This is a genomic window from Streptomyces sp. Tek67B01 (assembly GCF_055231995.1).
Genome location: NZ_JBUYUY010000001.1, coordinates 3,386,747 through 3,410,461 on the forward strand (window position 1 = coordinate 3,386,747; position 23,715 = coordinate 3,410,461).

A 23,715-nucleotide genomic window follows, 5' to 3' on the forward strand; every position below is an offset into this window, starting at 1 on the left:
ACACACGGGAAGGGCCCCCATCCGCCGCGGATGGGGGCCCTTCCCGTGTGTGCGACGCCTACCGGTGCGGTTTACGGCTCGAACTTGTAGCCGAGCCCTCGGACCGTGACCAGGTAGCGCGGTGCGCCCGGGTCCGGCTCGATCTTGGCGCGCAGGCGCTTGACGTGCACGTCGAGGGTCTTGGTGTCACCGACGTAGTCGGCGCCCCACACCCGGTCGATCAACTGCATACGGGTCAGGACCCGGCCCGCGTTGCGCAGCAGCATCTCCAGCAGGTCGAACTCCTTGAGTGGGAGGTCCACCTTCCCGCCGGCGACGGTGACCACGTGTCGGTCCACGTCCATCCGCACGGGCCCGGCCTCCAGGGCCGCCGGGGTGACCTCCTCCGGCTCGCCGCGGCGGCGCAGGACCGCGCGGATGCGGGCGACCAGCTCCCGCGAGGAGAAGGGCTTGGTCACGTAGTCGTCGGCTCCTATCTCCAAGCCGACGACCTTGTCGATTTCGCTGTCCTTGGCGGTCACCATGATCACCGGGACGTTGGAGCGGCCGCGCAGCTGGCGGCAGACCTCGGTGCCGGGCAGGCCGGGGAGCATCAGGTCGAGGAGGACGAGGTCGGCGCCGTTGCGCTCGAACTCGTCAAGCCCGTCGGGGCCGGTCGCGGCGATCGCGACCTCGAAGCCCTCCTTGCGGAGCATGTAGGACAGGGCGTCGCTGAAGGATTCCTCATCCTCGACGACGAGCACTCGGGTCACGGAAGGACCTCCGGGGCAGGGATGACTGTTTCTGAGTCGAGCAGGGGTCGGACGGTGGAGGCGGTGGCCGGTTCGACGGACGGGCTGCCGGCCGAGTCGGTGGGGGGCGCTGCTCCCGGGGCGGGGGCGCCCGCCTCGGGAAGGCGCAGGGTGAAGGTGGAGCCCTGTCCCTCCGAGCTCCACACCGACACCTCTCCGCCGTGCGAAGCCGCCACGTGCTTCACGATGGCCAGCCCCAGCCCGGTTCCTCCCGTGGCACGGGAGCGGGCGGGGTCGACGCGGTAAAAACGCTCGAAGATGCGCTCGCGGTCCTTTTCCGGGATGCCGATGCCCTGGTCGGTCACGGCTATCTCGATCAAGTCTCCTCCCGGCGCGGTCACCCGGCGCGCGGCGATGCCGACGCGGGTGCGGGCCGGACTGTAGTTGACGGCGTTCTCCACGAGGTTGCCGAGGGCCGCCGCGAGCTGGCCTCGGTTGCCCCACACCCGCAGGTCGGCGGTGCCTCCGGCGGCCATGGTGATCTGCTTGGAGGTCGCGGTGTGGCGGCAGCGGTCGATGGCCTCCGCCACCAGGGTGTCCACCCGTACGGGCTCGGCGTCCTCCAGCGGGTCGTCGTTCTGTACCCGGGAGAGGTCGATGAGCTCCTGTACGAGGTTGATCAGGCGGGTGGCCTCGATCTGCATGCGGCCGGCGAAGCGGCTCACCGCCTCCGGGTCGTCACTGGCGTCCATGACGGCCTCGGAGAGCAGGGAGATCGCCCCGACCGGGGTCTTCAGCTCGTGCGAGACGTTCGCTACGAAGTCTCGGCGGACCGCCTCGATCCGGCGCGCCTCGGTCAGGTCCTCGACGAGCAGCAGCACCAGGCGGGAGCCGAGCGGCGCGACACGGGCGGAGACGGCCAGGGCCTCGCCGCGGCCGGTGCCGCGCCGGGGCAGGTCCAGTTCGATCTGGCGTATCTCGCCGTCCCGGCGGGTGTCGCGGGCCATGTGGAGCATGGCCTCCACCGCGAGCTTGCCGCCGCGGACCAGGCCGAGGGCATATGCCGCCGAGCTGGCCTTGACGACCGCGTCCCCCTCGTCGAGCACGACGGCGGAGGAGCGGAGCACGGAGAGGACGGTGTCCACTCCGGGCGGGAGCACCGCGTTGATGTCGGGGCGCATGGAGCTCCGGGTGGGGCGGGCCTGGTCGCGCTCGCTCCAGCGGAACGCCAGCATCGCGATCACACCGGTACACAAACCGGCAATCGCTGCAGCTGCGGCGACCGCCGCGTTCACGTCCATGCATCCAGGTTAAGCAGGCGCGATGACACTTCCACAGCCGTTCGGGTGGCAGCTCGAACACTCGTCGCCCAGAGTTCACCCTGGGGACGGGACTGATTCACTTGGGGTGCCGGAGTCGGACGCGTTCACGGCCCACCGTGTTGACGTGGGGCCGGATGCCCACGTGGCCGCCCGAGCGCATCACAGCGCCGAAAGAGCGAGCGGTAAGCAGTAGCGAGCAGGCAGAGCAGGCAAGAGAGGGACACCAATGCGCGACGCGTACCACGAGGAACTGGACTCGATCGGAGAAAGCCTGGTCGAGATGGCCCGGCTCGTCGGTTCCGCGATCGGGCGGGCCACCACGTCCATGCTCGACGCCGACCTGAAGCTGGCGGAGAGCGTCATCGCCGCCGACCAGAAGGTCGACGACCTCCAGCACGACCTGGAGGCCCGCGCCATCGCGCTGCTCGCCCGGCAGCAGCCCGTCGCCACCGATCTGCGCATCGTCGTGACCTCGCTGCGCATGAGCGCCGACCTGGAGCGCTCCGGCGACCTGGCGCAGCACGTGGCGAAGCTGGCGCGGCTGCGCTTCCCGGACACGGCGGTGCCGCGGGACCTGCACGCCACCATCCTGGAGATGGGGCAGCTGGCGCAGCGGCTGATGGCGAAGGCGGCCGAGGTCATCATCACGAAGGACGTGGACCTGGCGCTCCAGCTGGAGCAGGACGACGACGAGATGGACCAGCTGCACCGCACGCTGTTCCAGCACCTGATGGACGACCGCTGGAAGCACGGCATCGAGACCGCGGTCGACGTGACGCTGCTGGGCCGCTACTACGAGCGTTTCGCGGACCACGCGGTGTCGGTCGCGAAGCGGGTCGTCTACCTGGTGACGGGTGAGCACGCGGACGAGTTGCAGCCGCCGACCCAGGTCGAGGGCGTCTGAGCGCGTCGAGCTCCAATGCGCCGTTGACGCGCCGGGGCCACTGGGCGTGAATGGGTGCGAAGGCACACCGCCTGCGCACCGCCCGCGAGGAGGATCCATGCCCGATTCCCCCGTCCCCATCACCCCGGAGCACGAGCAGCCGCAGCCCCCGCCGTCGAGGGAGCCGCTGCGCCTCCCGCTGCTGGCGGCCTGCGGCTGCGGCTCGGGCTGCGGCTGCGGCTGCCAGTCCGGCGCCCCCTGCCAGTGCGGCGGCTGACGCCGACCCGGCTTCCGGTACACGCAGGGCCCCGGCCGCACCCGCGGCCGGGGCCCTGCGTGCCGGAGGGAGCCCTGCGCCGGACGGGGCCCTGCGCGCCGGCCGGGGCTCGCTCGGGCCTACTTGCTCCGGCTCTGGGCCTCGGCCCCGGCGTCAGCCATCGCCTTGGCCTCGCTCTCCTCCATGCCGATGGCGAAACCGAGCGCCTTGGCGATGTGCCCGGAGGCCGACATGACACGTGCCGTGCCCACGACGGGGGCGATCGCGATGAGTACGTCCTGCAACTGCTCGGCGCTCAGGTCGGCCTTGGCCGCGGCACCGATGTGGGCGAGGTAGGAGATCGGCGGCGCGTCCATGGCCACGAGCGCGGCGATGCGGGTCAAGATGAGCGTGCCCTCGTCCATGCCGCACCGCTCGATCGAATCGAGAGTCATCGCGGCGAGGGTGTCGAGGACCGGTGTGTCTGAGGTCATGGCCATGTTCGGACCGCCTATCGGTACGCGCGGAGCCGACACTCGTCACCCGGCGAACACGGGACCCCCGCGTGCCGGCCATTGCCCCTCCACCGTAGAACCGCCCCGAGTCGCGCGCTCGTCGGCCGGTGAGGGCGACCGAACGGCCCGCGGGACGACGCGTTGCCCCCTACCCGCTGGAAAGCAGCAGGTAGGGGGCTGTTTCGTGCGTGAGGGTTACTTCTTGCCCTGGTTCTTGACGGCCTCGATGGCGGCCGCGGCGGCGGTCGGGTCGAGGTAGGTGCCGCCCGGGGTGAGGGGCTTGAAGTCGGCGTCCAGCTCGTAGGAGAGCGGGATGCCCGTCGGGATGTTGAGGCCCGCGATGTCGGCGTCCGAGATGCCGTCGAGGTGCTTGACCAGGGCGCGCAGGGAGTTGCCGTGCGCGGCGACCAGGACGGTGCGGCCGGTCAGCAGGTCCGGGACGATGGCGTCGTACCAGTACGGGAGCATGCGGACGACGACGTCCTTGAGGCACTCCGTGCGCGGGCGCAGCTCCGGCGGGATCGTCGCGTAGCGCGCGTCGTCGGACTGCGAGAACTCCGAACCGTCCTCCAGGGCCGGCGGCGGGGTGTCGTACGAGCGGCGCCACAGCATGAACTGCTCCTCGCCGAACTCGGCGAGCGTCTGGGCCTTGTCCTTGCCCTGCAGGGCGCCGTAGTGGCGCTCGTTCAGGCGCCAGGAGCGGTGGACCGGGATCCAGTGGCGGTCGGCGGCCTCCAGCGCCAGCTGCGCGGTGCGGATCGCGCGCTTCTGGAGCGAGGTGTGCACGACATCGGGGAGCAGGCCGGCGTCCTTGAGCAGCTCACCGCCGCGGACCGCCTCCTTCTCGCCCTTCTCGTTGAGATTGACGTCCACCCAGCCGGTGAACAGGTTCTTCGCGTTCCACTCGCTCTCGCCGTGGCGGAGGAGGATCAGCTTGTACGGTGCGTCGGCCATGCGTACGAGCCTAATGGACGGCCCGGGGCGCTCGCGCGCGGCGTCCACGGCGGTCGGCGGGCCCTTTCCCACGCCCCTCCCTGCCCTTCCCGCCCTTGCCACGCCCGCCGTCGATTGACGCACGACGTCAATTGGGTGGCGTGTCCGCGACAGGCCCTCGTAGGGTGCCGAGAGCCGAAGAGGCACTTACTTGCTGACGCTTGATCGCCTGGGGGAATCCGTATGTCGGTGGGCCGTTTGACACGCGGGGCGCGGGAGAGCGTGGCAGGACTGCCGCGCGCCTTCTGGTGGTTGTGGACGAGCACGCTGGTCAACCGGCTCGGGGCCTTCGTCGCGACCTTCATGACCCTGTACCTGACCATCGACCGCGGCTACTCGGCCTCCTTCGCGGGCCTCGTGCTGGCCCTGCACGGTCTGGGCGGCGTGCTCTCCTCGCTGGTCGCGGGCGTGATGACCGACCGGCTGGGGCGGCGGCCGACGCTGCTCGCGGCGCAGCTCTCCACCGCCTTCTCGGTGGCGCTGCTGGGCTTCATGGAGCACCCGGGGGCGATCGCGGCGGTGGCGCTGCTGGTCGGCATGACCTCGAACGCCTCGCGCCCGGCGGTCACGGCGATGATGGCGGACATCGTCCGGCCCGAGGACCGGGTACGGGCCTTCGCGCTGAACTACTGGGCGATCAACCTCGGCTTCGGCGTCAGTGCCATGGCGGCCGGGTTGGTGGCGGAATACAGCTACCTGGCCGGCTTCCTGGGCGAGGCGACCCTGACGCTGCTGTGCGCGGTGCTCGTCTTCGTCAAGCTCCCCGAGTCCCGCCCGGTGAGGGACACGACCCCCGGCGCGGAGGACGGGCCGGCGATCGGGCTGGGGACGGTACTGCGCGACGGGCGGTTCATGGGGGTCGTCGGGCTGTCCTTCCTGATCTCGCTCATCTTCACCCAGGGGTCGGTCGGGCTGCCGGTGGCAATGGGCTCGGCCGGGTACTCGGCGGGGGACTACGGCTTGGTCATCGCGGCGAACGGGCTGCTGATCGTGCTGCTCCAGATCCCGGTCACGCGGTTCATCGAGCACCGGGACCCGCAGCGGCTACTGGTGGTCTCGGCGCTGCTGGCCGGTTACGGGTTCGCCATGACGGCCTTCGCGGGGTCGCTGTGGGCGTACGCGCTGACGGTGTGCGTGTGGACGCTGGCGGAGATCGTGAACTCGCCGACGCAGATGGGCCTCGTGGCGCGGCTGTCCCCGGTGCACGGGCGGGGGCGCTACCAGGGGATGTACACGATGTCGTGGGCGGTGGCCTCGCTGGTGGCTCCGCTGATGGCCGGTTACGTGATCGACCACCTGGGGGCCGCGTGGCTGTGGGGGGCGACCGGGGTGTTGGGGACGGTGGCGGGATCGGGGTACTGGCTCCTGATGCGCGGGCTCCCCGAGGGTGAATCGGCCGCCGTCCCGTCGGCCCGGCCGACGGCTGAGGGTCAGGGCGCCGTGGTCTCCGCTTCCCCCGCCCCCACCCAGGTGCAGGCCCCGGACCCGGCCGTCGCCTGAAAGCCGGCGGCCGGGCGGCGTCGCGCGTCAGGCCGGGCGGCTCAGGCCGAAGCGCGTCAGGCGGGGCGCGTCAAGTGCCGGAACGCGTCCAGGTTGCGGGTCGATTCGCCGCGCGAGACGCGCCAGTCGTACTCGCGCCGGATCGCGCTCGCGAACCCGAGTTCCAGCAGCGTGTTGAACGCGCCGTCCGCCGCCTCCAGGACCGTGCCGAGAAGGCGGTCCAGGTCTGCGGGGGTGACCACGCTCAGCGGCAGCCGCGCCGTCAGGTAGACGTCGCCGAGGCCGTCGACCGCGTACGCCATCCCGTACAGCTTGAGGTTGCGCTCCAGCAGCCAGCGGTGGACGCCGGCCTCGTTCTCGTCGGGGTGGCGGATGACGAAGGCGTTCACCGACAGGGAGTGCTTGCCGACCTTCAGCGAGCAGGTGGTGCTCAGCTTCCGCGTGCCGGGCAGTTGGACGACGTACGAGCCCGGTGACGGGCTCTCCCAGTCCAGTCCGGCCTCGGAGAGGGTCGCCTCGACGATCGCGGTGGTGTCAGCGTCTGCGTCAGCCATGGTGGGAGCGTACGCGACGGCGATGATCATGCATCGCCGCGGTGTACACGTCCGCCGTACCGCTCGCCGCCGTGTCCCAACCGAAGAACTGCGCGTGCCGCGCGGCCTCGGCCCCCATCCGGTCCGTCAGCCCCGGCTCGTCCAGGAAGCGGCGCAGCTCGCGCGCGTAGTCCACCGGGTCGTGTCCGGGTACGAGGATTCCCGTCACGCCGTCGTTGACCGCGACCGGCAGCCCGCCGACCTCGGCCGCGAGCACCGGGGTGCCCGTGGCCTGTGCCTCGATCGCGACGAGCCCGAAGGATTCGTTGTACGAGGGCATGACCAGCACGCTCGCCGCCCGGAACCAGTCGGCGAGCCGGTCCTGCGCCACCGGCGGGTGGAAGTGGACGACGTCCGCGATGCCGAGTTTCGCGGCGAGCTTCTGCAGCCCCTCGGGCTTGGCGAGGCCACTGCCGCTGGGGCCGCCGACGACGGGTACGAAGAGCCGCGCGCGCAGCGACGGATCGCGGTCGACCAGCTCCGCGACCGCGCGCAACAGGATGTCGGGGGCCTTGAGCGGCTGGATGCGGCCGGCGAAGAGCGGGATGACGGCGTCCTGTGGGAGCCCGAGGCGGGCTCGGGCGGCGGCCCGGCCGTCGCCGACGGTGAAGCGCTCCAGGTTCACGCCGGGGTGGACGACGGCGACCTTGCCGGGGTCGGCCTCGTAGTGCCGGACGAGCTCGTCGGCCTCCTCGGCGGTGTTGGCGATGAGCCGGTCGGCCGCCGCGACGATCTGGGTCTCGCCGATCACGCGGGCTGCGGGCTCGGGGGCGTCTCCCTCGGCGAGCGCCGCGTTCTTGACCTTGGCCATGGTGTGCATGGCGTGTACGAGCGGCACCCCCCAGCGTTCGGCGGCGAGCCAGCCGACGTGGCCGGAAAGCCAGTAGTGGGAGTGGACGAGGTCGTAGTAGCCGGGGCGGTGCCCGGCCCAGGCCTGCATCACGCCGTGGGTGAAGGCGCACAGCTGGGCCGGCAGCTCCTCCTTGGCGAGGCCCTCGTACGGGCCCGCGTCCACGTGCCGCACGAGGACGCCGGGCGCCAGCTCGACCCGGGGCGGCAGGCCGCCGGTGGTGGCCCGGGTGAAGATCTCGACCTCGATGTTGATCGCGGCCAGGCGCTTGGCGAGCTCCACGATGTACACGTTCATGCCACCGGCGTCGCCGGTGCCGGGCTGGTGCAGCGGTGAGGTGTGCACGCTCAGCATGGCGACGCGGCGGGGCTTGCGGGAGTGGCCCACGGCCGGGAGCCGCAGTCGGGGCGGCTCGTGGCGTGTCGAGCGGGCGGCGGCGATGCGGCCGCTGATACTGCCGCCGAGGCGGGACACGTACTGGCTCAAGGGAGCAGTTCCTCTCGCTCGGACGGCGCGCTGGTGGCATGGGGTAGGGCATGGCTCGCGGAGCGCGGTCAGCGCCCTGCAAGGAGTGCAACCCGGATGGACGCGTCCCGCATTCCGGGGTGGACGGATTTCCTCCCGATCTTTATGGGGAGAGCGGGGCGCCCTTTACGGGGAGAGGGGGCGCCGGCGCGTTTTCCGCTCCTCCGCCCGCTCCGCATACGCTCGGCGCATGGCTTCCCGCAGCACCCCACCGCCCCCCAGACGCCCCGTGGGCACGGTCACGCGCGGGACCACGAACCCGAACCGTCTACGCCGGATGGACCGCTGGATCGCGGCCACGCACGGGGCGGCCCTGCGGCGCGCCGAGGCGCCGGTCGCCGTGGACCTCGGCTACGGGGCCGCGCCCTGGACGGCGGTCGAGTTGCTGGACCGGCTGCGGGAGGCGGCGCCGCGCGTGCGGGTGGTCGGCATCGAGATCGAGCCGGCGCGGGTGGCGGGGGCGAAGCCGTACGAGCGCGACGGGCTCAGCTTCCGGCACGGCGGCTTCGAGGTCCCGCTGGACGGCGGGGCGGCGCCGATGCTGATCCGCGCCGCGAACGTGCTGCGCCAGTACGACGAGGAGCAGGTCGAGGCGGTGTGGCGGCGGCTGTGCGCACGGCTGGCCCCGGGCGGGCTGCTCGTCGAGGGGACGTGCGACGAGATCGGGCGGCGCCACGTCTGGGTCGCGCTCGGCCCGGAGGGGGCGCGCACGGTGACCTTCGCGACCCGGCTCGGCTCCCTTGAGCGCCCCTCGGACCTGGCGGAGCGGCTGCCGAAGGCGCTCATCCACCGCAACGTGCCGGGTGAGCCGGTGCACGCGTTCCTGCGCGACTTCGACCGCGCGTGGGCGGCGGCGGCCCCGTACGCCTCCTACGGGGCACGGCAGCGCTGGATACGGACGGCGCGGGCGCTGGCCGGCGACTGGCCGCTCGCGGACGGCCCGGTGCGCTGGCGGCAGGGGGAACTGACCGTGCGCTGGGAGGCGTTGCGCCCGGCGGGGTGAAGATCGCCCATCGGGGAACCGGTGTTGGCAACCGACCGTTGAGCCGGGAGGGGTGAGGGTGGCGCGACTCGGTGCGTCCCGGGCGATGTCGGGCGGTACCGGGGTTATCCACAGAGGGTGTCGGAATCCACCGACTCGTGGCACCATCCCGATGTCGGCAACAAGTTACTGATGAATAGTCAGATGTGATACCGGGTGATGTCCGGGATGTCTCCTCTGACTTGGGGCGCCTGGGGGGAACCATGGGGACCGTGAAGCGAGCGCGACGGCGAGGCGTCTCCGCTCTCACGCTGCTGTGCGCGATGGCGGTCCTGGCGAGCGCGCCGGCCCTCGGCCTTACGGGGACGGCGTACGCGGCGCCGAGCGCGCCCACCGCTCCCGGGGCTCCCACCGCTCCCGCGGCGCCGAGCGCGCCCACGGCGCCGGAACCCGGGACCAAGTCCCTGGAGCAGGTGCGCAAGGAGATCGACGAGCTGTACCGCCAGGCCGGGACGGCCACGGACGCCTACAACCAGGCGGAGAGCGAGACGAAGGCGCAGTCCGAACGGGTCGTGGAGCTCGCCAAGCAGATCGCGGCCGGCCGGGAGCGGATCACCTCGCTGAAGGACCGCGCGGGCGCCGCGGCCCGCGCCCAGTACCGCTCCAGCGGGCTGCCGCCGGGCGCGCGCCTGGCGCTGAGCGGCAGCCCGAGCCAGTACTTGGACGGCGCGGACCGGCTGCGGCAGGGCGAGAAGGCCACCGCGGACCTGCTCGCCGAGCTGAACCGCACCCAAAGCGACCTCCAGCGGTACTCGAAGGACGCGAGCGCGCTGTGGCAGAAGCTGGAGGCGAACCGGGTCAAGAAGGAGACCGCCAAGAAGGAGATCGAGGAGAAGATCAAGGCGGCTCAGGAGCTGGAGAGCAAGCTGGAGGCCGAGGAGAAGGCCCGGCTGCTCCAGCTGGAGCAGGACGCGCAGCGCCAGGCGCAGGCGGCCTGGCTGTCGTCCGGCGTCTTGAAGGAGATCAACGGCGCGGCCTCGGAGGCGGGGAAGAAGGCGATCCGGTTCGCCACCGCCCAGGTCGGCAAGCCCTACGAGTGGGGGGCCGTGGGCCCGCAGTCGTACGACTGCTCCGGGCTGACCTCGCAGGCGTGGCTGGCCGCCGGTCGGGGCATCCCGAGAACCTCGCAGGAACAGTTGCGGCTGCTGCCGAAGGTGGCGATCAAGGACATGCGTCCGGGCGATCTGATCATCTACTTCGACGACGCCAGTCACGTCGCCCTCTACGTCGGTGACGGCGCGATCATCCACGCACCGCGCCCGGGCCGAAACATCACCCTGGCCGGTGCGGGCTCGATGCCGATCAAGGCGGTGGTCCGCCCGGACGCGTAACCGGGCGGAGCGATCCGCCCGGGCCGGGCGGATGGTGGGATCGGCCGGGCGGATCGGATGGGGTCGGGGTGCGGGCATCCGGGAGCTCCGGAGGGGCGGGGCGCCGTCTCGATGGGCGGGACGCGAGGCGACCCGCGTCGTGACGTTGGTCATCCCGCGTCCGGGCTTTCCCCGCGATAACGGCATATGACGCGGGCTCCGTCCCGCGCCGCCGTTCCCCCGCCCGCACCGGCCCGCTAGGGTCAAGCGCATGAGCGCACCCTCGGGGGGAGCGAAGGAACCGGAGACGATGCCCGCACCCGTACCGCGGCAGCGGGACACCCTTGTCACGCAGGTCGGCCAGGCAGTCCTGCCCGCCGCCCCGGCCCCGACGGCCCCCGCGCCCTCCCTGACCCTCCTGGTCATCGAGGACGACCCCGCCGGCGACCTCACCGTCCCGGAGATACTCCACGCCGACGGCCACCGCATCCGGCTCCGCACCGCCCGCAACCTCACCGAGGCGGCCCGGCTCCTCACCCCCGACGTGCAGTGCGTGCTGCTCGACCTCTCCCTGCCCCACCCCGGCGGTGACAAGGACGACCCGCTCGCCACCCTCCGCGAGGTCCTGCGTCTCGCCCCGCGCCACGCCGTGCTCGTCCTCACCGCGGAGGCCGACGCCGAGCGCGCCGCCGAGGCCGTCCGCGTGGGGGCCCAGGACTTCCTCTTCCGCGACGAACTCGACGGCCGTCTCCTCAGCCGTGCGATCCGCTACGCCGTGGAGCGAAAGCGGGCCGACATCGCCCAGTACAAGCTTGCAGAATCGAAACTGCGCGCCCAGGAGAACGCCCGTCTCGAACGCGGGCTGCTGCCCAACCCGCTCCTCGAGGGCTCCGACCTCCGCTTCGCCGCCCGCTACCGCCCGGGCCGCAGCCGCGCCCTGCTCGGCGGCGACTTCTACGACACCGTCCGCACCCCCGACGGCACCGTCCACGCCATGATCGGCGACGTCTGCGGCCACGGCCCCGACGAAGCCGCCCTCGGCGTGGAGCTGCGCATCGCCTGGCGCGCGCTGACCCTCGCCGGTCTGTGCGGGGACGACCTGCTGGCCACGCTCCAACAGGTGCTGGAGGTGGAGCGGCCCTGCGAGGAGATCTTCGCGACGCTGTGCACGGTGGACATCTCCCCCGACGGCCGCCACGCCGGACTGTGCCTGGCCGGCCACCCGGCGCCGCTGATCGTCCGAGCGGGCGGCACGGCCCGGCTCCTGCCGTACGAGAGCAGCGGTCCGGCGCTCGGACTGCTGCCGAAGGCCCGCTGGCCCCGCCGGCAGGTCGAACTGGGCGGTGCGTGGAGCCTGATGCTCTACACCGACGGCCTGATCGAGGGCCGCGTCGGCGAGGGCAGGGAGCGGCTCGGCCAGGACGGCATGGTCGCGATGATCAACCGCCACCTCGACGCCGGACTGAGCGGCGAAGGCCTGCTGGAGGCTTCCGTCACCGAGGCCCGCCGACTCAACGGCGGCGAACTCACCGACGACGTCGCCGTGGTGCTGCTCTCCCGCGCCGAAGGCTGACCCGGCCGGCGCCGCCCTGGTCCGCTGACCCGGCCGGCGCCGAAAGGCGCACCCCTGATCCGCGGGAACTCCGGCGCGGGCCCGTCCGCTGCGGCGCCGGCGCGGCGCGGAGTCGCCGACGCCTGGCCGCCGGCAGCAGCCGGCTAACGCCCGCCGTTGTACGGCCCGTACGGGCCGTCGCTGCTGCTGCCGCCACTGCGCCGGCCACCGCCCGAGACCTGCTTGAGGGCCGGCCGGACATCGACCAGGAAGACGATGCTGGCCACCAGACCGGCGATCTCCAGGAACAGCATCCCCAGGAAGAAGTCCATGAGGACCGTGACACCGAGGATGACCAGCCAGAACGTCTTCGTCTGCTTGTCCGCGGCCCGGTAGGCGTCCTCGCGCGCGATCAGCGCGAGCACGAAGGCCACGACGGCGAGCGCCAGCATGGCGAAGCCGAGCAGGGGGAGCACCCCGTTGTCGAAACCGTTCATCAACATCGCCCGACCGCCTTTTCCCGCATCCGCCGCTTGATACCGCCCGATACCGCCTGACTCCACGCTACTGGCAGAGCCGCCCTCACCAAGGACAACGGACCGGGCACCTTCCAGGTGCCCGGTCCGTCATCGCTTCACTCGGCCCCGCTCGGCCTGGCGATCAGCTCTCCTCGCCGGGCGCGACGGCGGCCTTCTTGGCCGGGGCCTTGCGGGCGGCGGGCTTCTTCGCGGCCTTCTCCTCGTCCGAGGAGGCGGAGGCGGACTGCGCCTCGGGCCCGGACTGGGCCGGTACGTCCGGCTCCACGACGGCGGCGATGTCGACGATCTCATCGGAGACCTCGCCGCGCCAGGCCCGTACCGCCTGCTCACCGTGCTCGGCGACCTTGTCGTAGGTCTCCTTCGCCCGTACGGCGTACTCGGCGGCCACGCCCACCCCGCGCAGGGCCAGGTCCTGCGCGGTCTCGCCCAGCTTTTTCGGGTCGATCGCACCGAGGACCTCGGCGACCTTGGCCGTGACGACCTCCTGCGCCTCCCTGGCCTTCTCCTGCACGATCTTCGCGTCGGTGTTCCTGACGGCCTCGATGCGGGCGGGCGCCTCGGCGCGCAGCTGCTCGATCAGCCCGGGCACCTTCTTCGCCTGCTGCACGGCGAGGTCGGCGGTGCCGGCGGCGAAGTAGAGGGGGGTCGGGTCGGTGAGGGTCTTCTTCAGGTCATCGGCGATGGCCATGTGCTGGTCCTCCCGGATCACAGTCGGTTGGTGCGTAGGTCTTCGTGCTTGAGGTCCGCGTGCGTCAGTCCGCTTGGGGCTGCTCGTCGTCGGCCCGGACCGGATCTGCCTCTGCGGCGCTCTCCTTGCGGAACGAGTCGTAGATCTGGAGCAGTACCTGCTTCTGCCGCTCGTTTATCGACGGGTCGGCGAGGATGACGGCACGCGTCTCCACCTCGTCGCGATCCCGTTCGTCCAGGATCCCGGCCTGCACGTACAGCGTCTCCGCGGAGATCCGCAGCGCCTTGGCCAGTTGCTGCAGGATGTCCGCGCTCGGCTTGCGCAGCCCGCGCTCGATCTGGCTCAGGTACGGATTCGACACCCCCGCCGCGTCGGCCAGCTGCCGCAGCGAAAGCTGGGCCTGCCGCCTTTGCTCACGGAGGTACTCGCCGAGATTTCCGACGTTGAGCGATGCCATGCGCCCATGCTGCCCCACCCCGCTAACTATTGCAAGCAGCCGCTTGCAATAGCTCCCACGGGCCCGGTTCGACGGAGACCCCGGTGATACCGTCGGGTGATGGACCCGCAAGAACTCGCCAACCTCGCGCACCTGCGTCGGGCGCGGGACCTGATCGACCGGGAGTACGCCCGCCCCCTCGACGTACCCACGATGGCGCGCCACGCACTCATGTCACCGGCGCACTTCTCGCGGCGGTTCCGGGCCGTCTACGGCGAGACCCCCTACAGCTACCTGATGACCCGCCGGATCGAGCGGGCGATGGCCCTGCTGCGCGGCGGCATGAGCGTCACCGACGCGTGCATGACGGTCGGCTGTACCTCACTCGGCTCGTTCAGCACGCGATTCACCGAAATCATGGGAGAGACGCCCAGCGCTTACCGCGGTCGGGAGCACCGCGCGGTGACGGCCATGCCCGCCTGTGTGGCGAAGGTGTACACCCGGCCGACCCGGGAAACACCGAGCAGGATCGAAGAAGCGGGCCCCGCTGCCGCCGCCTAGCGTGGACGGCATGAACATCTCCCTCCAGTACTGCCACATCACCGTCAACGACGTGGACGAGGCGCTCGGCTTCTACCGCGACGCACTCGGCCTCGAAGTCCGCAACGACGTCGCCTCCGGCGATTACCGCTGGGTCACCCTCGGCAGCCCCGCGCAGCCGGGCCTCGAAATCGTCATCTCCGAACCGCACGCGGGCCGCTCCCAGGTCGACGGCGACGCGCTCCAGGAGCTGCTGACCAAGGGGGTCCTGCCGATGGTGGTCTTCCGCAGCGACGACCTCGACGCGACGTTCGAGAAGGTACGGGCGTCGGGCGCCGAGGTGCTCCAGGAACCGATCGACCAGCCGTGGGGACCGCGCGACTGCGCGTTCCGCGACCCCTCCGGCAACCTCGTACGCATCAACCAGGCGCCGGCGGCGGCCTAGCCCACGCCCCGGGCCGGGGAGTCGGGCCCCCGGGCCGGGGAGTCAGGCCACCGGGGCGGTGCCGATCACCACGGTGGCGTGGAACTCGTCCGAGGTGACGGCGCGCACCGCGAGGCCGCCCGACGTCAGGGCCGACGCCGTCAGCGGGGACTGCCGGGCACTCGTCTCGATCAGCAACCGGCCGCCCGGGGACAACCACAGGGCGGCCTCCGCCGCGACCCGGCGGTGGACGGCCACGCCGTCCGGGCCGCCGTCCAGGGTGGCGAGGGGCTCGTGGTCCCGCGCCTCCGTCGGCAGGAAGGCGATCTCCTCGGTCGGGACGTAGGGGGCGTTGACCACGAGCACGTCCACCCGCCCCCGCAGCGAGGCGGGCAGCGCCGCGTACAGGTCGCCCTGGTGGACCCGGCCCCGGTACGGCGCCACGTTGCGCCGCGCGTACACCAGCGCCCCCGCGTCGATGTCCGCCGCGTGCAGCTCGACCTCCGGGACCCGCGAGGCCACCGCCGCCCCGAGCGCGCCCACCCCGCAGCACAGGTCCACGACCACGGCGCCCCGACCGGCCTGCGCCACCGCCTGCCGCGCCAGGAACTCGCTGCGCCGGCGCGGTACGAAGACCCCCTCGCCCACCTCCATGCGCAGCCCGTGGAACTCCGCCCAGCCGACGACCGTCTCCAGCGGTTCGCCGGCCACCCGGCGCGCCCGCAGCTCCGCCAGGTGGTCCTCGTCGCGGGCGGCCTCCGTCAGCAGTGCCGCCTCCTCCTCCGCGAACACGCAACCGGCCGCGCGCAGGAGCTCCACCAGTGTCGCCACGTATCCCCAGTCCTCGGTTTAGACAGTCCTCGGTTTCGGCCGTCCTCGCCGGCGATGCTACGGGCGCCGCCGGCCGGCCGTGCACGGTGAGGGTCGCTCAGAACATGTCCGGGCACCACGGCCGGCGTGCCGTGCGGAACACCGCGTCCGCCAGTGCCACCGCGCCCGGCCGCTCCTCCCCGATCAGGCCGAGGGCCGCCAGTCGCACCGCCGACTCGTCGCCGAGGTACAGCGATCCGAGCGTGGCGACGTCCAGCCGCAGGTCGGCCGGCTCGCGCGTACGGGCGCACTCCCCCGTTCCCGCGTCCAGCCGGTAACGCCCGTCCGACAGGCCCGCCGGGTCCGTCACCTCCAGGACGAGGACACCCGGCACGGCGTACGTCCGCGCCCCCAACGCCCGTACGACGTCGAGCACCCGCACCCACAGGAAGTCCGCGGCGGTGACGAGGCGGGCGGCGCGCGGGTCCGGCAGGAGGCGCGGGAGCAGGTCGTCGGGGGCGCGGTAGCCGGTGCGTACCTGTTGCACCCAGTCGATGGAGCACAGGAAGTGCCACAGCGCGCGCTCCGCGGCCGGGCTCAGCGCGATCAGGTCCTGCACCCGCAGGGTGTTCTGCGGGGTCTTCGCGTCCGTCCACTTGTCGTCGGCGCGGTAACCGGCCAGTCCCGCCACCTCGCCGTCCGCCGTGCGGTACACCGCGAAGAACTTCTCCCGGTACGGGTTGGACGACATCTCCTCCGCGCCGGTGAACAGGTCCCACCAGCGCGCGTTCCGGTCGACCGCGCCGTGCGTCGCCGCGCGCAGCCGCTCGTGCAGGGCGGGCCCCACTCGCCGTACTTCGGCGCCGTCCACGAGGTCGATCCGGCCGCCGTCGGCGGGCACGGACCGGTGCGGGTCGAGTCCGCTGCGCGGTACGTCGATCTCCCACTCGCAGGTGCTCGCCGCGGGCCCGAACCCGTAACGCCCGTAGATCGGGAACTCGGCCGCGATGAGGGTCGCCACGACGTCGCCGCGCTCTTGGGCGGCCGCCAGCTCGGCGGCCATCATCCGCGTCAGCAGACCCTGGCGGCGGTGCGTCGGCAGCACGGTGACGTTCGTGACCGCGGCGGCGGGCACGGCCGCCCCGCCGGGCACCGTCAGCCGCTGGGCGAAGGAGCGGAAGGTCGAAACGCACCGGCCGGTGTCGGTGTCGAAGCCGCCCTGGGTACGGGCGAGACCACCTTGCTTGGCGCGCTGTGCGACATCCGAGTCGGTCACCCGGGAGGCCATCAGGAACCCGGTGTTCACGGTCTGGACCCATTCGCGGAGTTCCGCTTCGGCTATCGGCCGGATGTCAGCGCTCATAGCCGCCCACGCTAGCCGTCCGCCCGGCCGAGGTCGCTTGATTTTCCGGGCGGTCCGCCACCCGCGCGCGGTGAGCGCCGTGGGCCGGCCACCGCGCGATGGCGCCCGCGCCGCGCTAAGCCAGCAGGTCGTCCACCTGCGCCTCGCCCTCCCGGTAGCGCCGGGTGATCTCCGCGCTGGAGTCGTCCGCCATGCGCTGCAACTGCTGTCTGCGCCGCGACACCTGCTGCTCGTAGCGGATCAGCCGGGCCATCGCCTCGTGCAGCTCGGCGTCCGTGCGCGCGCCGAGGTCCGACAGCTCCACGTCCGACAGCATCTCGGCCGCCAGCAGCCGCGACTCCTCGCTCTGCGGGGTGCCGAGCGTGACGTGCCGGGCGGAGGCGCTGCGGCTGGACGGGGCGTCCGCGAGGATCTCCGAGAGCCGGTCCACCACCGGCGTCTCGGGGTCCGTACGCCGGGCCAGCTCGGCGCGCAGGATGTCGATGCGGCCGTGCAGGAGTCTGCGCACGTAGCTCAGATCGGCTTCGTCGCGCTGCGCGTCGCGGCGCAGGGCGCGCAGCTCCGGCAGCCCGAGCGCGGTGGCCGGGATGGTCATTCCCGGGTCGTCGCCGTTGCGCTGGGCGGGCGGCCGGCCCGCCGACGACGTGGATGACGCGGGTGACGCGGGTACAGGTACGGAGGTACCAGAGGTGTTCATGCGTTCGTGTCCGTCCCCTCGACCGGTGCTGGGGGCACCGCCTTCCTGCATCGTGCCACTGACCGTGGTGCCGACGCAGTCCCACGCCACCCGATCGGCCCCGGACGGGTGCACGCCTGGTACACAGGTGGTATGCGAGCAGTGGTGCAGAGGGTGGACGGCGCGAGCGTCGTGGTGGCCGGCGAGACCGTCGGGGAGATCGTCGGCGAGGGGCTGTGCGTCCTGGTGGGGGTGACCCACGACGACACTCCGGAGAAGGCGGCGCTACTGGCCCGCAAGCTGTGGTCGGTACGCATCCTGGAGGCCGAGAAGTCCTGCAGCGACGTGAACGCGCCGCTGCTGGTGATCTCCCAGTTCACGCTCTACGGGGACGCCCGCAAGGGCCGGCGCCCCACCTGGAACGCGGCCGCGCCGGGCCCGGTGGCCGAGCCGCTGGTCGACGAGGTGGTGGCGCAGTTGCGCGCGCTGGGCGCGACGGTGGAGACGGGCCGGTTCGGGGCGGACATGCGCGTCTCGCTCACCAACCACGGCCCGTTCACCATCGTCATCGACATCTGACGCGCCTACGGGGCGACGACGACCTCCTGCGCGGCGGCCGTCGTACCGACCAGCAGCGGCGCGTCCACCGGGACGTTCCGCTTGACCAGGGCCAGCGCGATCGGCCCCAGCTCGTGGTGGCGGACGGCGGTGGTCACGAAGCCGAGCTGGCGGCCGTCCTCCCCGTCCGCGGCGAGCCGTACCGGCGCGCCGTGCGCCGGGAGCAGCACCTCGGAGCCGTCCAGGTGCAAGAACACGAGGCGACGCGGCGGCTTGCCCAGGTTGTGGACGCGGGCCACCGTCTCCTGGCCCCGGTAGCAGCCCTTCTGGAGGTGCACGGCGGTGCCGATCCAACCCAGCTCGTGCGGGATCGTCCGGTGGTCGGTCTCCTGGCCGAGCCGCGGCCGGTGGGCCTCCACGCGCAGCGCCTCGTACGCGAGCAGTCCCGCGGCCGGCGCGTGCGCGGCGGCGAAGGCCTCAAGTTCGCCTCGGGGCAGGAACACGTCCCGGCCGTGCGGGGTCTCGCGTACGGCGAGTTCCTTGGGAACCTCGGCGATGGAGCCCGCCGGCAGGTGCACCACCGCGAAGTCGTCCGTCCGGTCGGCGACCTCGACGCGGTAGAAGAACTCCATCGACTCCAGATAGGCGATCAGCGACTCCTGGGTGCCGGGTTCGACGTGCGCCCACACCGTCTCGCCGTCGTCCACGAGGTAGAGGGCGTGCTCGATGTGCCCGTTGGCGGAAAGGATCAGGGCCTCGGTGGCCTGGCCCGGCGGCAGGTCGGTGACGTGCTGGGTGAGCAGCAGGTGCAGCCAGCTCAGCCGGTCCGCCCCGGTGACGGTGACGACCCCGCGGTGGGAGAGGTCCACGAAGCCGCGGCCGTCCGCGAGGGCGCGCTGTTCGCCGTACAGCTCTCCGTAGTGGGCGGCGACGCCCTCGTCGCGGCCTTCGGCCGCTACGGCGCCGGGGAGATGGAGCAAGGGGCTGCTGGTCATGGCTCCAAGCCTACGGCCCCCTCAGACGGAGTCGGAGCGCTTCTCGGCGGCGCAGTCGGCGCACAGTCCGAAGATCGCGAAGTGCTTCATGTCGGTCTCGAACCCGAAGGTGCTACGGAGCTTCGCGGTGAACTCGGCGGCGATGTCCACATCGGCCTCGATCACCTTGGTGCAGTCCCGGCAGACCAGGTGGATGTGGTGGTGGCGGTCCGCGAGGTGGTAGGTGGGGGCGCCGTGCCCGAGGTGGGCGTGGGAGACCAGACCGAGCTCTTCGAGCAGCTCCAGCGTGCGGTAGACGGTGGAGATGTTGACCCCGGAGGCGGTCTTGCGCACTTGGGCGAGGATCTCGTCCGGGCTGGCGTGCTCCAGGGCGTCGACCGCTTCCAGCACGAGCTGGCGCTGGGGTGTCAGCCGGTAACCGCGCCGGCGCAGGTCGGTCTTCCAGTCGGTGCCTTCGGTGCTCTCGGTGCTCACCACCCGGCCAGTGTAAGCGCGCGAAGGGGACCTGCGGTCGGCCCGCGGTCCCCTTCGTGCACGTGCTGTCGCTCCGGCTCGGCTCCGGCTCAGCGGAAGAACGCGATGCCGTCGTCCGGCATGTCCGGAAGGTTGCGCGCCATCTCGGCGACCTCCTCGGGCGTGACGACCTTCTTGAGCTGGGCCGACATGTACGGACGCAGCTCGACCTCAGGGGTCGCCTTCTCGCCGACCCACATCAGGTCGCTCTTGACGTACCCGTAGAGCCGCTTGCCGCCGCTGTACGGGCCGGAGGCGGCGGTGCGGGCGACGGCGTCCGTCACCAGGTCGATCTGCGGCTTCTGGTCGGCGAGCTCGCCGTACCAGACCTCGACGACGCCCTGGTCGCGGACCATGACGATCTCCACCTTGCGGTCACCGTCGATGCGCCAGTAGCCGCTCTCGGTCTCCAGCGGCCGCACCTTGTTGCCCTCGGCGTCGAGCACCCAGGTGCGCGAGCGGTACTCCAGGAAGTCCCGGCCGTCGTGGCCGAAGACGACTTCCTGGCCGAAGTTGCACTTCTCCTCACCGGGGAAGTCGAAGACGCCCGCGCCCTCCCAGGTACCGAGGAGGAAGGCGAGGGGGACGAGGCCCGGGTTCAGGTCGGACGGGATCTGGATCATGGGTGGCTGCTCAGACGATCTGTGTGAGGGGTTCCGGGGGCCGGGGCGGGCGGTGGCCGATCAGCGAGGGATCAGCGCTGGCCCTGGTACAGCTTCTTCACGGCGAGGCCGGTGAAGGCGAGGACGCCGACGCAGACCAGGATCAGCAGGGAGGTGAAGACTGCCTCAAGCACAGGGTGCTCCTCGGAGTTTTGTGGGCGGTACGGGGCCGGTCCCCAAGCCTACTGGCCCGGGGAGCGGCGCACTGTGTGAGGTAGGCCGTACCCGCCCTCAGCCGAGCAGCCGGCTCTGCAGGACCACCGTCTGGTGGAAGGGGACCACGGCCGCGCCGCCCTTTCGGGACTGGATGATCCCGGCCTGTACGTCGCCCGCCTGGAGGCACCCGAACCGGGTCTGTTCCTCCCCGAAGGGCTTGGGTTCCTCGTACACCTCGAAGTCGCTGCCGCTGCTGGCCGTATTGGTGTTGCCTTCGCTGCCGAGCTTGTCCCACCGCGCGTCGAGCGCGAGCGACGCCGCGCCGGACAGCCGGACGTCCGGCCGGCAGCCCTGGAAGGCGTCCGTGAAGCTCGACGAGTGGAAGCGCAGCAGGTAGATACGGGTGCGGGTGCCGTCGGGCGTGACCCAACCCCGACCGGCGATCCTACGGAGTCCGTCCCACTGGAGGGACTCCTTCAGCTTGGTCCGGTCCTCGGCCCGATACTCCTCCAAGAACGCGTCGGACGACACGATCCCGTCCTTGTCCGCCTTGAGCCCGGTGTCGGGCCGGGCGCCCGTGGGCGCCATCAGCAGCAGGGCGCCCAGGTCCGCGTGGTGAACGGCGCCCTTGTTGTCCGCGCCCCCGGGGAGGGGAGCGCCCGCCAGCAGCGCGGGCAGGGCCTGTGCCGGGTACGCCCAGCGGCCGTCGGACCGCGTCGACAGCCCCGGGAGGTCGGTGCGCTGCTGACGCGCGATCCCGTACGCGGTACCCGCGCCGGCGACCGCGAAGACGAGTGCGGCGGCGGTCCAGCGCAGCCCGGCGAACAACCTGCGGCGGTCCTTCGGCGCCGCGCCCCCGGCTGCCGGCGCCTGGATCCCCTCCGGTTCGGCGGGTGACAGGGCCTCGGCGGTCATCTGCTCGGTCACGCCGATTCCCCGGGGGCCTTGAGACGGGTCAGTTGCTTTTTGAACAGGTCGACAGCCTTGTTCACATCGATCGCGGAACCGTACGTCTGGAAATTCACCAAGACGTCCCCTTCGGCCGCCACGCATTCCAGCGAGTCGAGCGTGCCCTTGTTCGCACTCGCGTCCGGCCGTCCGTTGACGACGTCGGACAGGACTCACTTGGCCTGTGGGAAGCCGTCCACGGCAGGCGCCCGCCGGGTGCCTCCGGCCTTCTCCAAGACGTCGAACACCTTCTTGTTGACCTCCGCGAGGGAGGAGACGGCTTGGGGGTCGGCCTGCGTCAGCTCGATCTCGCTCACCGCCCCGCTCCGCCAAGTGCTGTAGCTGCGCCCGGCCACGCCCTTGAGCTTGAGACCGGCCAGCGCCTTGTCGCGTCCGGCTCGCGCCTCTTCGGAGAGGCCGGACCGGGAGGTTCTACTCTTCCCGCCGATCCTCGCGGCGGTCCTCCCGGCGTCGTTTCCCGTCCAGTTCGTCCCACCACTCATCGGACTTGGGATCGCCCGAGGGGTCGTCCCACCACCGGTCGTCCGGGCCCCGCCGGTTCGCGGTCATCGCGGCGATCGGCGGGATGACCATGGCGACGACGCACAGCGCGACGGCCGCCTCCACCGACCACAGGCGCACGAACGCCCAGGCGGAGACGAAGAGGAACAGGCATCCGCCCATCATCAGGAAATAGACGCGGCGCCGCTTGGCGTACATATCCCCAGGGTAGGGCGGAGCCGGGACGGCGGCGAGGGTCGTGCCGACCCCGGACGGCACGAAGGGCCGCACCCCGTTCCAGTGGCGTCCAACCCCCTGGGGTGCGGCCCTCCGGCCGGTCATACGTGGAGCGGCGGTCAGACCGCGATCGCCACGTCCGTCACTCCGCCGGCCTCGGCGACGACGACCGCACGGTCCGCCTGGGCACCCGGGACGAGCGCCCGCAGCGTCCAGGAGCCGGTGGCGGCGTAGAAGCGGAACTGGCCGGTGGCCGAGGTCGGGACCTCGGCGGTGAACTCGCCGGTCGAGTCCAGCAGGCGCACGTAACCGCTGACGGGCTCGCCGTCCTTGGTCACCTGGCCCTGGATGGCGGTCTCACCGGGCTTGAGCGTGGCGAGGTCGGGCCCGCCGATCTGTGCTCCACACATGTTTCTCTGTCCTGTCCTAGAGAGAGCTGGTACCGCGTACGGGGCGACGCGTGCCGCTGGTTACTTGTTCGGGCCGAGCTCGATCGGCACGCCGACCAGCGAGCCGTACTCGGTCCACGAGCCGTCGTAGTTCTTGACGTTCTCCTGGCCCAGGAGCTCGTGCAGCACGAACCAGGTGAGCGCGGAACGCTCACCGATGCGGCAGTAGGCGATGGTGTCCTTGGCCAGGTCGACCTGCTCGGCCTCGTAGAGGGCGGTCAGCTCCTCGTCGGACTTGAAGGTGCCGTCGTCGTTGGCGTTCTTCGACCACGGGATGTTGCGGGCGCTCGGCACGTGGCCGGGGCGCTGCGACTGCTCCTGCGGAAGGTGCGCCGGGGCGAGCAGCTTGCCGGAGAACTCGTCGGGCGAGCGGACGTCGACCAGGTTCTGGTTGCCGATCGCGGCCACGACGTCGTCGCGGAAGGCGCGGATCGAGGCGTCCTGGGGCTTGGCCTTGTACTGGGTGGCCGGGCGGTTCGGGACGTCCTTGCCGTCCACCAGGTCGCGGGAGTCGAGTTCCCACTTCTTGCGGCCGCCGTCGAGCAGGCGGACGTCCTGGTGGCCGTAGAGCTTGAAGTACCAGTAGGCGTAGGACGCGAACCAGTTGTTGTTGCCACCGTAGAGGACGACCGTGTCGTCGTTGGAGATGCCCTTGGCGGAGAGCAGCTTCTCGAAGCCCTCCTGGTCCACGAAGTCACGGCGTACCGGGTCCTGGAGGTCGCTCTTCCAGTCGATCCGGACGGCGTTGGTGATGTGGTTCTTGTCGTAGGCGGACGTGTCCTCGTCCACCTCGACGATGACGACGTCGGCGTCGTTCAGGTGGGCCTCGACCCAGTCGGCGTCAACGAGGACGTCACTGCGGCTCATGGTGTTCTCCTCCGGGGCAGTGTGCGGCGGGACGGTGCTGGTGCTGCTGCGGGGTGGTGCTGGTGCGCGACGCCCGGACCACGGCCGGCGGTGCCCTGCGCGGGGAGGCGTCAGGGGGCAGCGGGGCGGGTCGCGGATACGGTCACGCGGGAAAGGCCGTCGACGGCCGGTGGAGCGGAAGGGCTCACACCGCTAGATGGAGCGACAGAGCATGGCGGCGACGCGACACAGGTCTACTGCCCGCCGCTTCGTGAGGTCCGCCTGCTGATGCTTCATAGGTA

General features: G+C 71.7%; 30 protein-coding genes. 9 read left to right on the top strand and 21 right to left on the bottom strand.

The window, feature by feature from the left end; translation table 11 throughout:
• Nucleotides 1-71 precede the first annotated feature (71 nt).
• Both ACV7NM_RS15175 and ACV7NM_RS15180 read right to left on the bottom strand, forming a co-directional pair.
• Nucleotides 72-752 (bottom strand): two-component system response regulator PhoP, encoded by a 681-nt coding sequence (locus ACV7NM_RS15175; protein ID WP_030387286.1) that lies wholly within the window; start codon nucleotides 750-752, stop codon nucleotides 72-74.
• Nucleotides 749-2,032 carry a two-component system sensor histidine kinase PhoR gene (locus ACV7NM_RS15180; protein ID WP_463410784.1) on the bottom strand — a complete coding sequence of 428 codons (1,284 nt, stop codon included), beginning with the start codon at nucleotides 2,030-2,032 and terminating at the stop codon, nucleotides 749-751. Before ACV7NM_RS15180 ends, ACV7NM_RS15175 begins: the two co-directional genes overlap by 4 nt.
• A 247-nt stretch (nucleotides 2,033-2,279) precedes the next feature.
• Between ACV7NM_RS15180 and phoU the strand changes: the two genes are divergently transcribed.
• Nucleotides 2,280-2,957: a phosphate signaling complex protein PhoU gene (gene phoU / locus ACV7NM_RS15185; protein ID WP_190187206.1), complete on the top strand. Its 678-nt coding sequence runs from the start codon at nucleotides 2,280-2,282 to the stop codon at nucleotides 2,955-2,957.
• Between the two features lie 97 nt (nucleotides 2,958-3,054).
• Complete coding sequence (locus ACV7NM_RS15190) at nucleotides 3,055-3,213, top strand: hypothetical protein (protein ID WP_168714046.1); 159 nt, start codon at nucleotides 3,055-3,057, stop codon at nucleotides 3,211-3,213.
• A 119-nt stretch (nucleotides 3,214-3,332) separates the two neighbouring features.
• Here the strand turns inward: ACV7NM_RS15190 and ACV7NM_RS15195 are convergent, their stop codons facing one another.
• Both ACV7NM_RS15195 and ACV7NM_RS15200 read right to left on the bottom strand, forming a co-directional pair.
• The gene (locus ACV7NM_RS15195) at nucleotides 3,333-3,692 is read right to left on the bottom strand and encodes a carboxymuconolactone decarboxylase family protein (RefSeq protein ID WP_463410785.1); all 360 of its coding nucleotides are present in this window, start codon (nucleotides 3,690-3,692) and stop codon (nucleotides 3,333-3,335) included.
• A gap of 210 nt (nucleotides 3,693-3,902) precedes the next feature.
• Nucleotides 3,903-4,661 carry a phosphoglyceromutase gene (locus ACV7NM_RS15200; protein ID WP_463410786.1) on the bottom strand — a complete coding sequence of 253 codons (759 nt, stop codon included), beginning with the start codon at nucleotides 4,659-4,661 and terminating at the stop codon, nucleotides 3,903-3,905.
• Between the two features lie 222 nt (nucleotides 4,662-4,883).
• Between ACV7NM_RS15200 and ACV7NM_RS15205 the strand changes: the two genes are divergently transcribed.
• Nucleotides 4,884-6,200 (top strand): MDR family MFS transporter, encoded by a 1,317-nt coding sequence (locus tag ACV7NM_RS15205; protein ID WP_463410787.1) that lies wholly within the window; start codon nucleotides 4,884-4,886, stop codon nucleotides 6,198-6,200.
• A gap of 56 nt (nucleotides 6,201-6,256) precedes the next feature.
• On the opposite strand, the gene ACV7NM_RS15210 is transcribed toward ACV7NM_RS15205, so the two are convergent.
• Nucleotides 6,257-6,754, bottom strand: coding sequence for a type III secretion system chaperone family protein (locus ACV7NM_RS15210; RefSeq protein ID WP_463410789.1), 498 nt, complete (start codon nucleotides 6,752-6,754; stop codon nucleotides 6,257-6,259).
• The gene (gene mshA / locus ACV7NM_RS15215; protein WP_463410790.1) at nucleotides 6,747-8,129 is read right to left on the bottom strand and encodes a D-inositol-3-phosphate glycosyltransferase; all 1,383 of its coding nucleotides are present in this window, start codon (nucleotides 8,127-8,129) and stop codon (nucleotides 6,747-6,749) included. The genes ACV7NM_RS15210 and mshA overlap by 8 nt, the downstream gene beginning before the upstream one ends.
• A gap of 229 nt (nucleotides 8,130-8,358) precedes the next feature.
• Here mshA and ACV7NM_RS15220 point away from each other — a divergent pair, with 229 nt between their 5' ends.
• The 3 genes from ACV7NM_RS15220 to ACV7NM_RS15230 all read left to right on the top strand — a co-directional run bounded on the left by ACV7NM_RS15220 (nucleotide 8,359) and on the right by ACV7NM_RS15230 (nucleotide 12,093).
• Nucleotides 8,359-9,171 carry a class I SAM-dependent methyltransferase gene (locus tag ACV7NM_RS15220; protein ID WP_463410791.1) on the top strand — a complete coding sequence of 271 codons (813 nt, stop codon included), beginning with the start codon at nucleotides 8,359-8,361 and terminating at the stop codon, nucleotides 9,169-9,171.
• 242 nt (nucleotides 9,172-9,413) lie between these two features.
• Nucleotides 9,414-10,541: a C40 family peptidase gene (locus tag ACV7NM_RS15225; RefSeq protein WP_463410792.1), complete on the top strand. Its 1,128-nt coding sequence runs from the start codon at nucleotides 9,414-9,416 to the stop codon at nucleotides 10,539-10,541.
• A gap of 289 nt (nucleotides 10,542-10,830) precedes the next feature.
• Nucleotides 10,831-12,093, top strand: a complete 1,263-nt coding sequence (locus ACV7NM_RS15230; RefSeq protein ID WP_463413950.1) for a PP2C family protein-serine/threonine phosphatase — start codon at nucleotides 10,831-10,833, stop codon at nucleotides 12,091-12,093.
• A 143-nt stretch (nucleotides 12,094-12,236) separates the two neighbouring features.
• Here the strand turns inward: ACV7NM_RS15230 and ACV7NM_RS15235 are convergent, their stop codons facing one another.
• From ACV7NM_RS15235 to ACV7NM_RS15245, 3 genes are all read right to left on the bottom strand, one after another.
• Nucleotides 12,237-12,575, bottom strand: coding sequence for a DUF2516 family protein (locus ACV7NM_RS15235; RefSeq protein ID WP_463410793.1), 339 nt, complete (start codon nucleotides 12,573-12,575; stop codon nucleotides 12,237-12,239).
• Nucleotides 12,576-12,732: 157 nt separating this feature from the next.
• Complete coding sequence (locus tag ACV7NM_RS15240) at nucleotides 12,733-13,299, bottom strand: hypothetical protein (RefSeq protein ID WP_463410794.1); 567 nt, start codon at nucleotides 13,297-13,299, stop codon at nucleotides 12,733-12,735.
• A 64-nt stretch (nucleotides 13,300-13,363) separates the two neighbouring features.
• Nucleotides 13,364-13,756: a helix-turn-helix domain-containing protein gene (locus tag ACV7NM_RS15245; RefSeq protein ID WP_463410795.1), complete on the bottom strand. Its 393-nt coding sequence runs from the start codon at nucleotides 13,754-13,756 to the stop codon at nucleotides 13,364-13,366.
• A gap of 99 nt (nucleotides 13,757-13,855) precedes the next feature.
• Between ACV7NM_RS15245 and ACV7NM_RS15250 the strand changes: the two genes are divergently transcribed.
• Both ACV7NM_RS15250 and ACV7NM_RS15255 read left to right on the top strand, forming a co-directional pair.
• The gene (locus ACV7NM_RS15250; RefSeq protein WP_463410796.1) at nucleotides 13,856-14,296 is read left to right on the top strand and encodes a helix-turn-helix transcriptional regulator; all 441 of its coding nucleotides are present in this window, start codon (nucleotides 13,856-13,858) and stop codon (nucleotides 14,294-14,296) included.
• A 10-nt stretch (nucleotides 14,297-14,306) separates the two neighbouring features.
• On the top strand, nucleotides 14,307-14,720 hold the full coding sequence (locus tag ACV7NM_RS15255; RefSeq protein WP_463410797.1) for a VOC family protein: 414 nt from the start codon (nucleotides 14,307-14,309) through the stop codon (nucleotides 14,718-14,720).
• A 42-nt stretch (nucleotides 14,721-14,762) separates the two neighbouring features.
• On the opposite strand, the gene ACV7NM_RS15260 is transcribed toward ACV7NM_RS15255, so the two are convergent.
• The 3 genes from ACV7NM_RS15260 to ACV7NM_RS15270 all read right to left on the bottom strand — a co-directional run bounded on the left by ACV7NM_RS15260 (nucleotide 14,763) and on the right by ACV7NM_RS15270 (nucleotide 17,569).
• Complete coding sequence (locus ACV7NM_RS15260; RefSeq protein ID WP_463410798.1) at nucleotides 14,763-15,530, bottom strand: putative protein N(5)-glutamine methyltransferase; 768 nt, start codon at nucleotides 15,528-15,530, stop codon at nucleotides 14,763-14,765.
• Nucleotides 15,531-15,627: 97 nt separating this feature from the next.
• Entirely contained in the window at nucleotides 15,628-16,872 is a 1,245-nt protein-coding gene (locus ACV7NM_RS15265; protein ID WP_463410799.1) for a GNAT family N-acetyltransferase, read from the bottom strand.
• 115 nt (nucleotides 16,873-16,987) lie between these two features.
• Complete coding sequence (locus tag ACV7NM_RS15270; protein WP_463410800.1) at nucleotides 16,988-17,569, bottom strand: RsiG family protein; 582 nt, start codon at nucleotides 17,567-17,569, stop codon at nucleotides 16,988-16,990.
• 132 nt (nucleotides 17,570-17,701) lie between these two features.
• Here ACV7NM_RS15270 and dtd point away from each other — a divergent pair, with 132 nt between their 5' ends.
• Nucleotides 17,702-18,127, top strand: coding sequence for a D-aminoacyl-tRNA deacylase (gene dtd / locus ACV7NM_RS15275; protein WP_136213713.1), 426 nt, complete (start codon nucleotides 17,702-17,704; stop codon nucleotides 18,125-18,127).
• Nucleotides 18,128-18,132: 5 nt separating this feature from the next.
• On the opposite strand, the gene ygfZ is transcribed toward dtd, so the two are convergent.
• From ygfZ to ACV7NM_RS15320, 9 genes are all read right to left on the bottom strand, one after another.
• Entirely contained in the window at nucleotides 18,133-19,101 is a 969-nt protein-coding gene (ygfZ, locus tag ACV7NM_RS15280; protein ID WP_463410801.1) for a CAF17-like 4Fe-4S cluster assembly/insertion protein YgfZ, read from the bottom strand.
• Nucleotides 19,102-19,122: 21 nt separating this feature from the next.
• Nucleotides 19,123-19,578: a Fur family transcriptional regulator gene (locus ACV7NM_RS15285; protein WP_463410802.1), complete on the bottom strand. Its 456-nt coding sequence runs from the start codon at nucleotides 19,576-19,578 to the stop codon at nucleotides 19,123-19,125.
• Nucleotides 19,579-19,664: 86 nt separating this feature from the next.
• Entirely contained in the window at nucleotides 19,665-20,237 is a 573-nt protein-coding gene (locus ACV7NM_RS15290; RefSeq protein WP_136213711.1) for a heme-binding beta-barrel domain-containing protein, read from the bottom strand.
• Between the two features lie 270 nt (nucleotides 20,238-20,507).
• Complete coding sequence (locus ACV7NM_RS15295) at nucleotides 20,508-21,359, bottom strand: hypothetical protein (RefSeq protein ID WP_463410803.1); 852 nt, start codon at nucleotides 21,357-21,359, stop codon at nucleotides 20,508-20,510.
• 194 nt (nucleotides 21,360-21,553) lie between these two features.
• On the bottom strand, nucleotides 21,554-21,697 hold the full coding sequence (locus tag ACV7NM_RS15300) for a hypothetical protein (RefSeq protein ID WP_463410804.1): 144 nt from the start codon (nucleotides 21,695-21,697) through the stop codon (nucleotides 21,554-21,556).
• Nucleotides 21,698-21,812: 115 nt separating this feature from the next.
• Complete coding sequence (locus ACV7NM_RS15305; RefSeq protein ID WP_463410805.1) at nucleotides 21,813-22,100, bottom strand: DUF3099 domain-containing protein; 288 nt, start codon at nucleotides 22,098-22,100, stop codon at nucleotides 21,813-21,815.
• 137 nt (nucleotides 22,101-22,237) lie between these two features.
• On the bottom strand, nucleotides 22,238-22,528 hold the full coding sequence (locus tag ACV7NM_RS15310; RefSeq protein WP_030030422.1) for a DUF1416 domain-containing protein: 291 nt from the start codon (nucleotides 22,526-22,528) through the stop codon (nucleotides 22,238-22,240).
• A gap of 60 nt (nucleotides 22,529-22,588) precedes the next feature.
• Nucleotides 22,589-23,434 (bottom strand): sulfurtransferase, encoded by an 846-nt coding sequence (locus ACV7NM_RS15315; protein ID WP_463410806.1) that lies wholly within the window; start codon nucleotides 23,432-23,434, stop codon nucleotides 22,589-22,591.
• A 192-nt stretch (nucleotides 23,435-23,626) separates the two neighbouring features.
• The gene (locus ACV7NM_RS15320) at nucleotides 23,627-23,710 is read right to left on the bottom strand and encodes a putative leader peptide (RefSeq protein ID WP_359921537.1); all 84 of its coding nucleotides are present in this window, start codon (nucleotides 23,708-23,710) and stop codon (nucleotides 23,627-23,629) included.
• Between the last annotated feature and the right edge of the window lie 5 nt (nucleotides 23,711-23,715).

What these genes read in the sequence shown, in the direction of transcription:
- ACV7NM_RS15235 (WP_463410793.1), bottom strand. Translation starts at nt 12,575, where the DNA reads ATGTTGATGAACGGTTTCGACAACGGGGTGCTCCCCCTGCTCGGCTTC.
- ACV7NM_RS15305 (WP_463410805.1), bottom strand. Translation starts at nt 22,100, where the DNA reads ATGTACGCCAAGCGGCGCCGCGTCTATTTCCTGATGATGGGCGGATGC.
- phoU (WP_190187206.1), top strand. Translation starts at nt 2,280, where the DNA reads ATGCGCGACGCGTACCACGAGGAACTGGACTCGATCGGAGAAAGCCTG.
- ACV7NM_RS15195 (WP_463410785.1), bottom strand. Translation starts at nt 3,692, where the DNA reads ATGGCCATGACCTCAGACACACCGGTCCTCGACACCCTCGCCGCGATG.
- ACV7NM_RS15210 (WP_463410789.1), bottom strand. Translation starts at nt 6,754, where the DNA reads ATGGCTGACGCAGACGCTGACACCACCGCGATCGTCGAGGCGACCCTC.
- ACV7NM_RS15290 (WP_136213711.1), bottom strand. Translation starts at nt 20,237, where the DNA reads ATGATCCAGATCCCGTCCGACCTGAACCCGGGCCTCGTCCCCCTCGCC.
- ACV7NM_RS15200 (WP_463410786.1), bottom strand. Translation starts at nt 4,661, where the DNA reads ATGGCCGACGCACCGTACAAGCTGATCCTCCTCCGCCACGGCGAGAGC.
- ACV7NM_RS15255 (WP_463410797.1), top strand. Translation starts at nt 14,307, where the DNA reads ATGAACATCTCCCTCCAGTACTGCCACATCACCGTCAACGACGTGGAC.
- ACV7NM_RS15320 (WP_359921537.1), bottom strand. Translation starts at nt 23,710, where the DNA reads ATGAAGCATCAGCAGGCGGACCTCACGAAGCGGCGGGCAGTAGACCTG.
- ACV7NM_RS15205 (WP_463410787.1), top strand. Translation starts at nt 4,884, where the DNA reads ATGTCGGTGGGCCGTTTGACACGCGGGGCGCGGGAGAGCGTGGCAGGA.
- ACV7NM_RS15190 (WP_168714046.1), top strand. Translation starts at nt 3,055, where the DNA reads ATGCCCGATTCCCCCGTCCCCATCACCCCGGAGCACGAGCAGCCGCAG.
- ACV7NM_RS15240 (WP_463410794.1), bottom strand. Translation starts at nt 13,299, where the DNA reads ATGGCCATCGCCGATGACCTGAAGAAGACCCTCACCGACCCGACCCCC.
- ACV7NM_RS15315 (WP_463410806.1), bottom strand. Translation starts at nt 23,434, where the DNA reads ATGAGCCGCAGTGACGTCCTCGTTGACGCCGACTGGGTCGAGGCCCAC.
- ACV7NM_RS15230 (WP_463413950.1), top strand. Translation starts at nt 10,831, where the DNA reads ATGCCCGCACCCGTACCGCGGCAGCGGGACACCCTTGTCACGCAGGTC.
- ACV7NM_RS15265 (WP_463410799.1), bottom strand. Translation starts at nt 16,872, where the DNA reads ATGAGCGCTGACATCCGGCCGATAGCCGAAGCGGAACTCCGCGAATGG.
- ygfZ (WP_463410801.1), bottom strand. Translation starts at nt 19,101, where the DNA reads ATGACCAGCAGCCCCTTGCTCCATCTCCCCGGCGCCGTAGCGGCCGAA.
- ACV7NM_RS15225 (WP_463410792.1), top strand. Translation starts at nt 9,414, where the DNA reads ATGGGGACCGTGAAGCGAGCGCGACGGCGAGGCGTCTCCGCTCTCACG.
- ACV7NM_RS15245 (WP_463410795.1), bottom strand. Translation starts at nt 13,756, where the DNA reads ATGGCATCGCTCAACGTCGGAAATCTCGGCGAGTACCTCCGTGAGCAA.
- ACV7NM_RS15250 (WP_463410796.1), top strand. Translation starts at nt 13,856, where the DNA reads ATGGACCCGCAAGAACTCGCCAACCTCGCGCACCTGCGTCGGGCGCGG.
- ACV7NM_RS15220 (WP_463410791.1), top strand. Translation starts at nt 8,359, where the DNA reads ATGGCTTCCCGCAGCACCCCACCGCCCCCCAGACGCCCCGTGGGCACG.
- ACV7NM_RS15180 (WP_463410784.1), bottom strand. Translation starts at nt 2,032, where the DNA reads ATGGACGTGAACGCGGCGGTCGCCGCAGCTGCAGCGATTGCCGGTTTG.
- ACV7NM_RS15310 (WP_030030422.1), bottom strand. Translation starts at nt 22,528, where the DNA reads ATGTGTGGAGCACAGATCGGCGGGCCCGACCTCGCCACGCTCAAGCCC.
- dtd (WP_136213713.1), top strand. Translation starts at nt 17,702, where the DNA reads ATGCGAGCAGTGGTGCAGAGGGTGGACGGCGCGAGCGTCGTGGTGGCC.
- ACV7NM_RS15270 (WP_463410800.1), bottom strand. Translation starts at nt 17,569, where the DNA reads ATGAACACCTCTGGTACCTCCGTACCTGTACCCGCGTCACCCGCGTCA.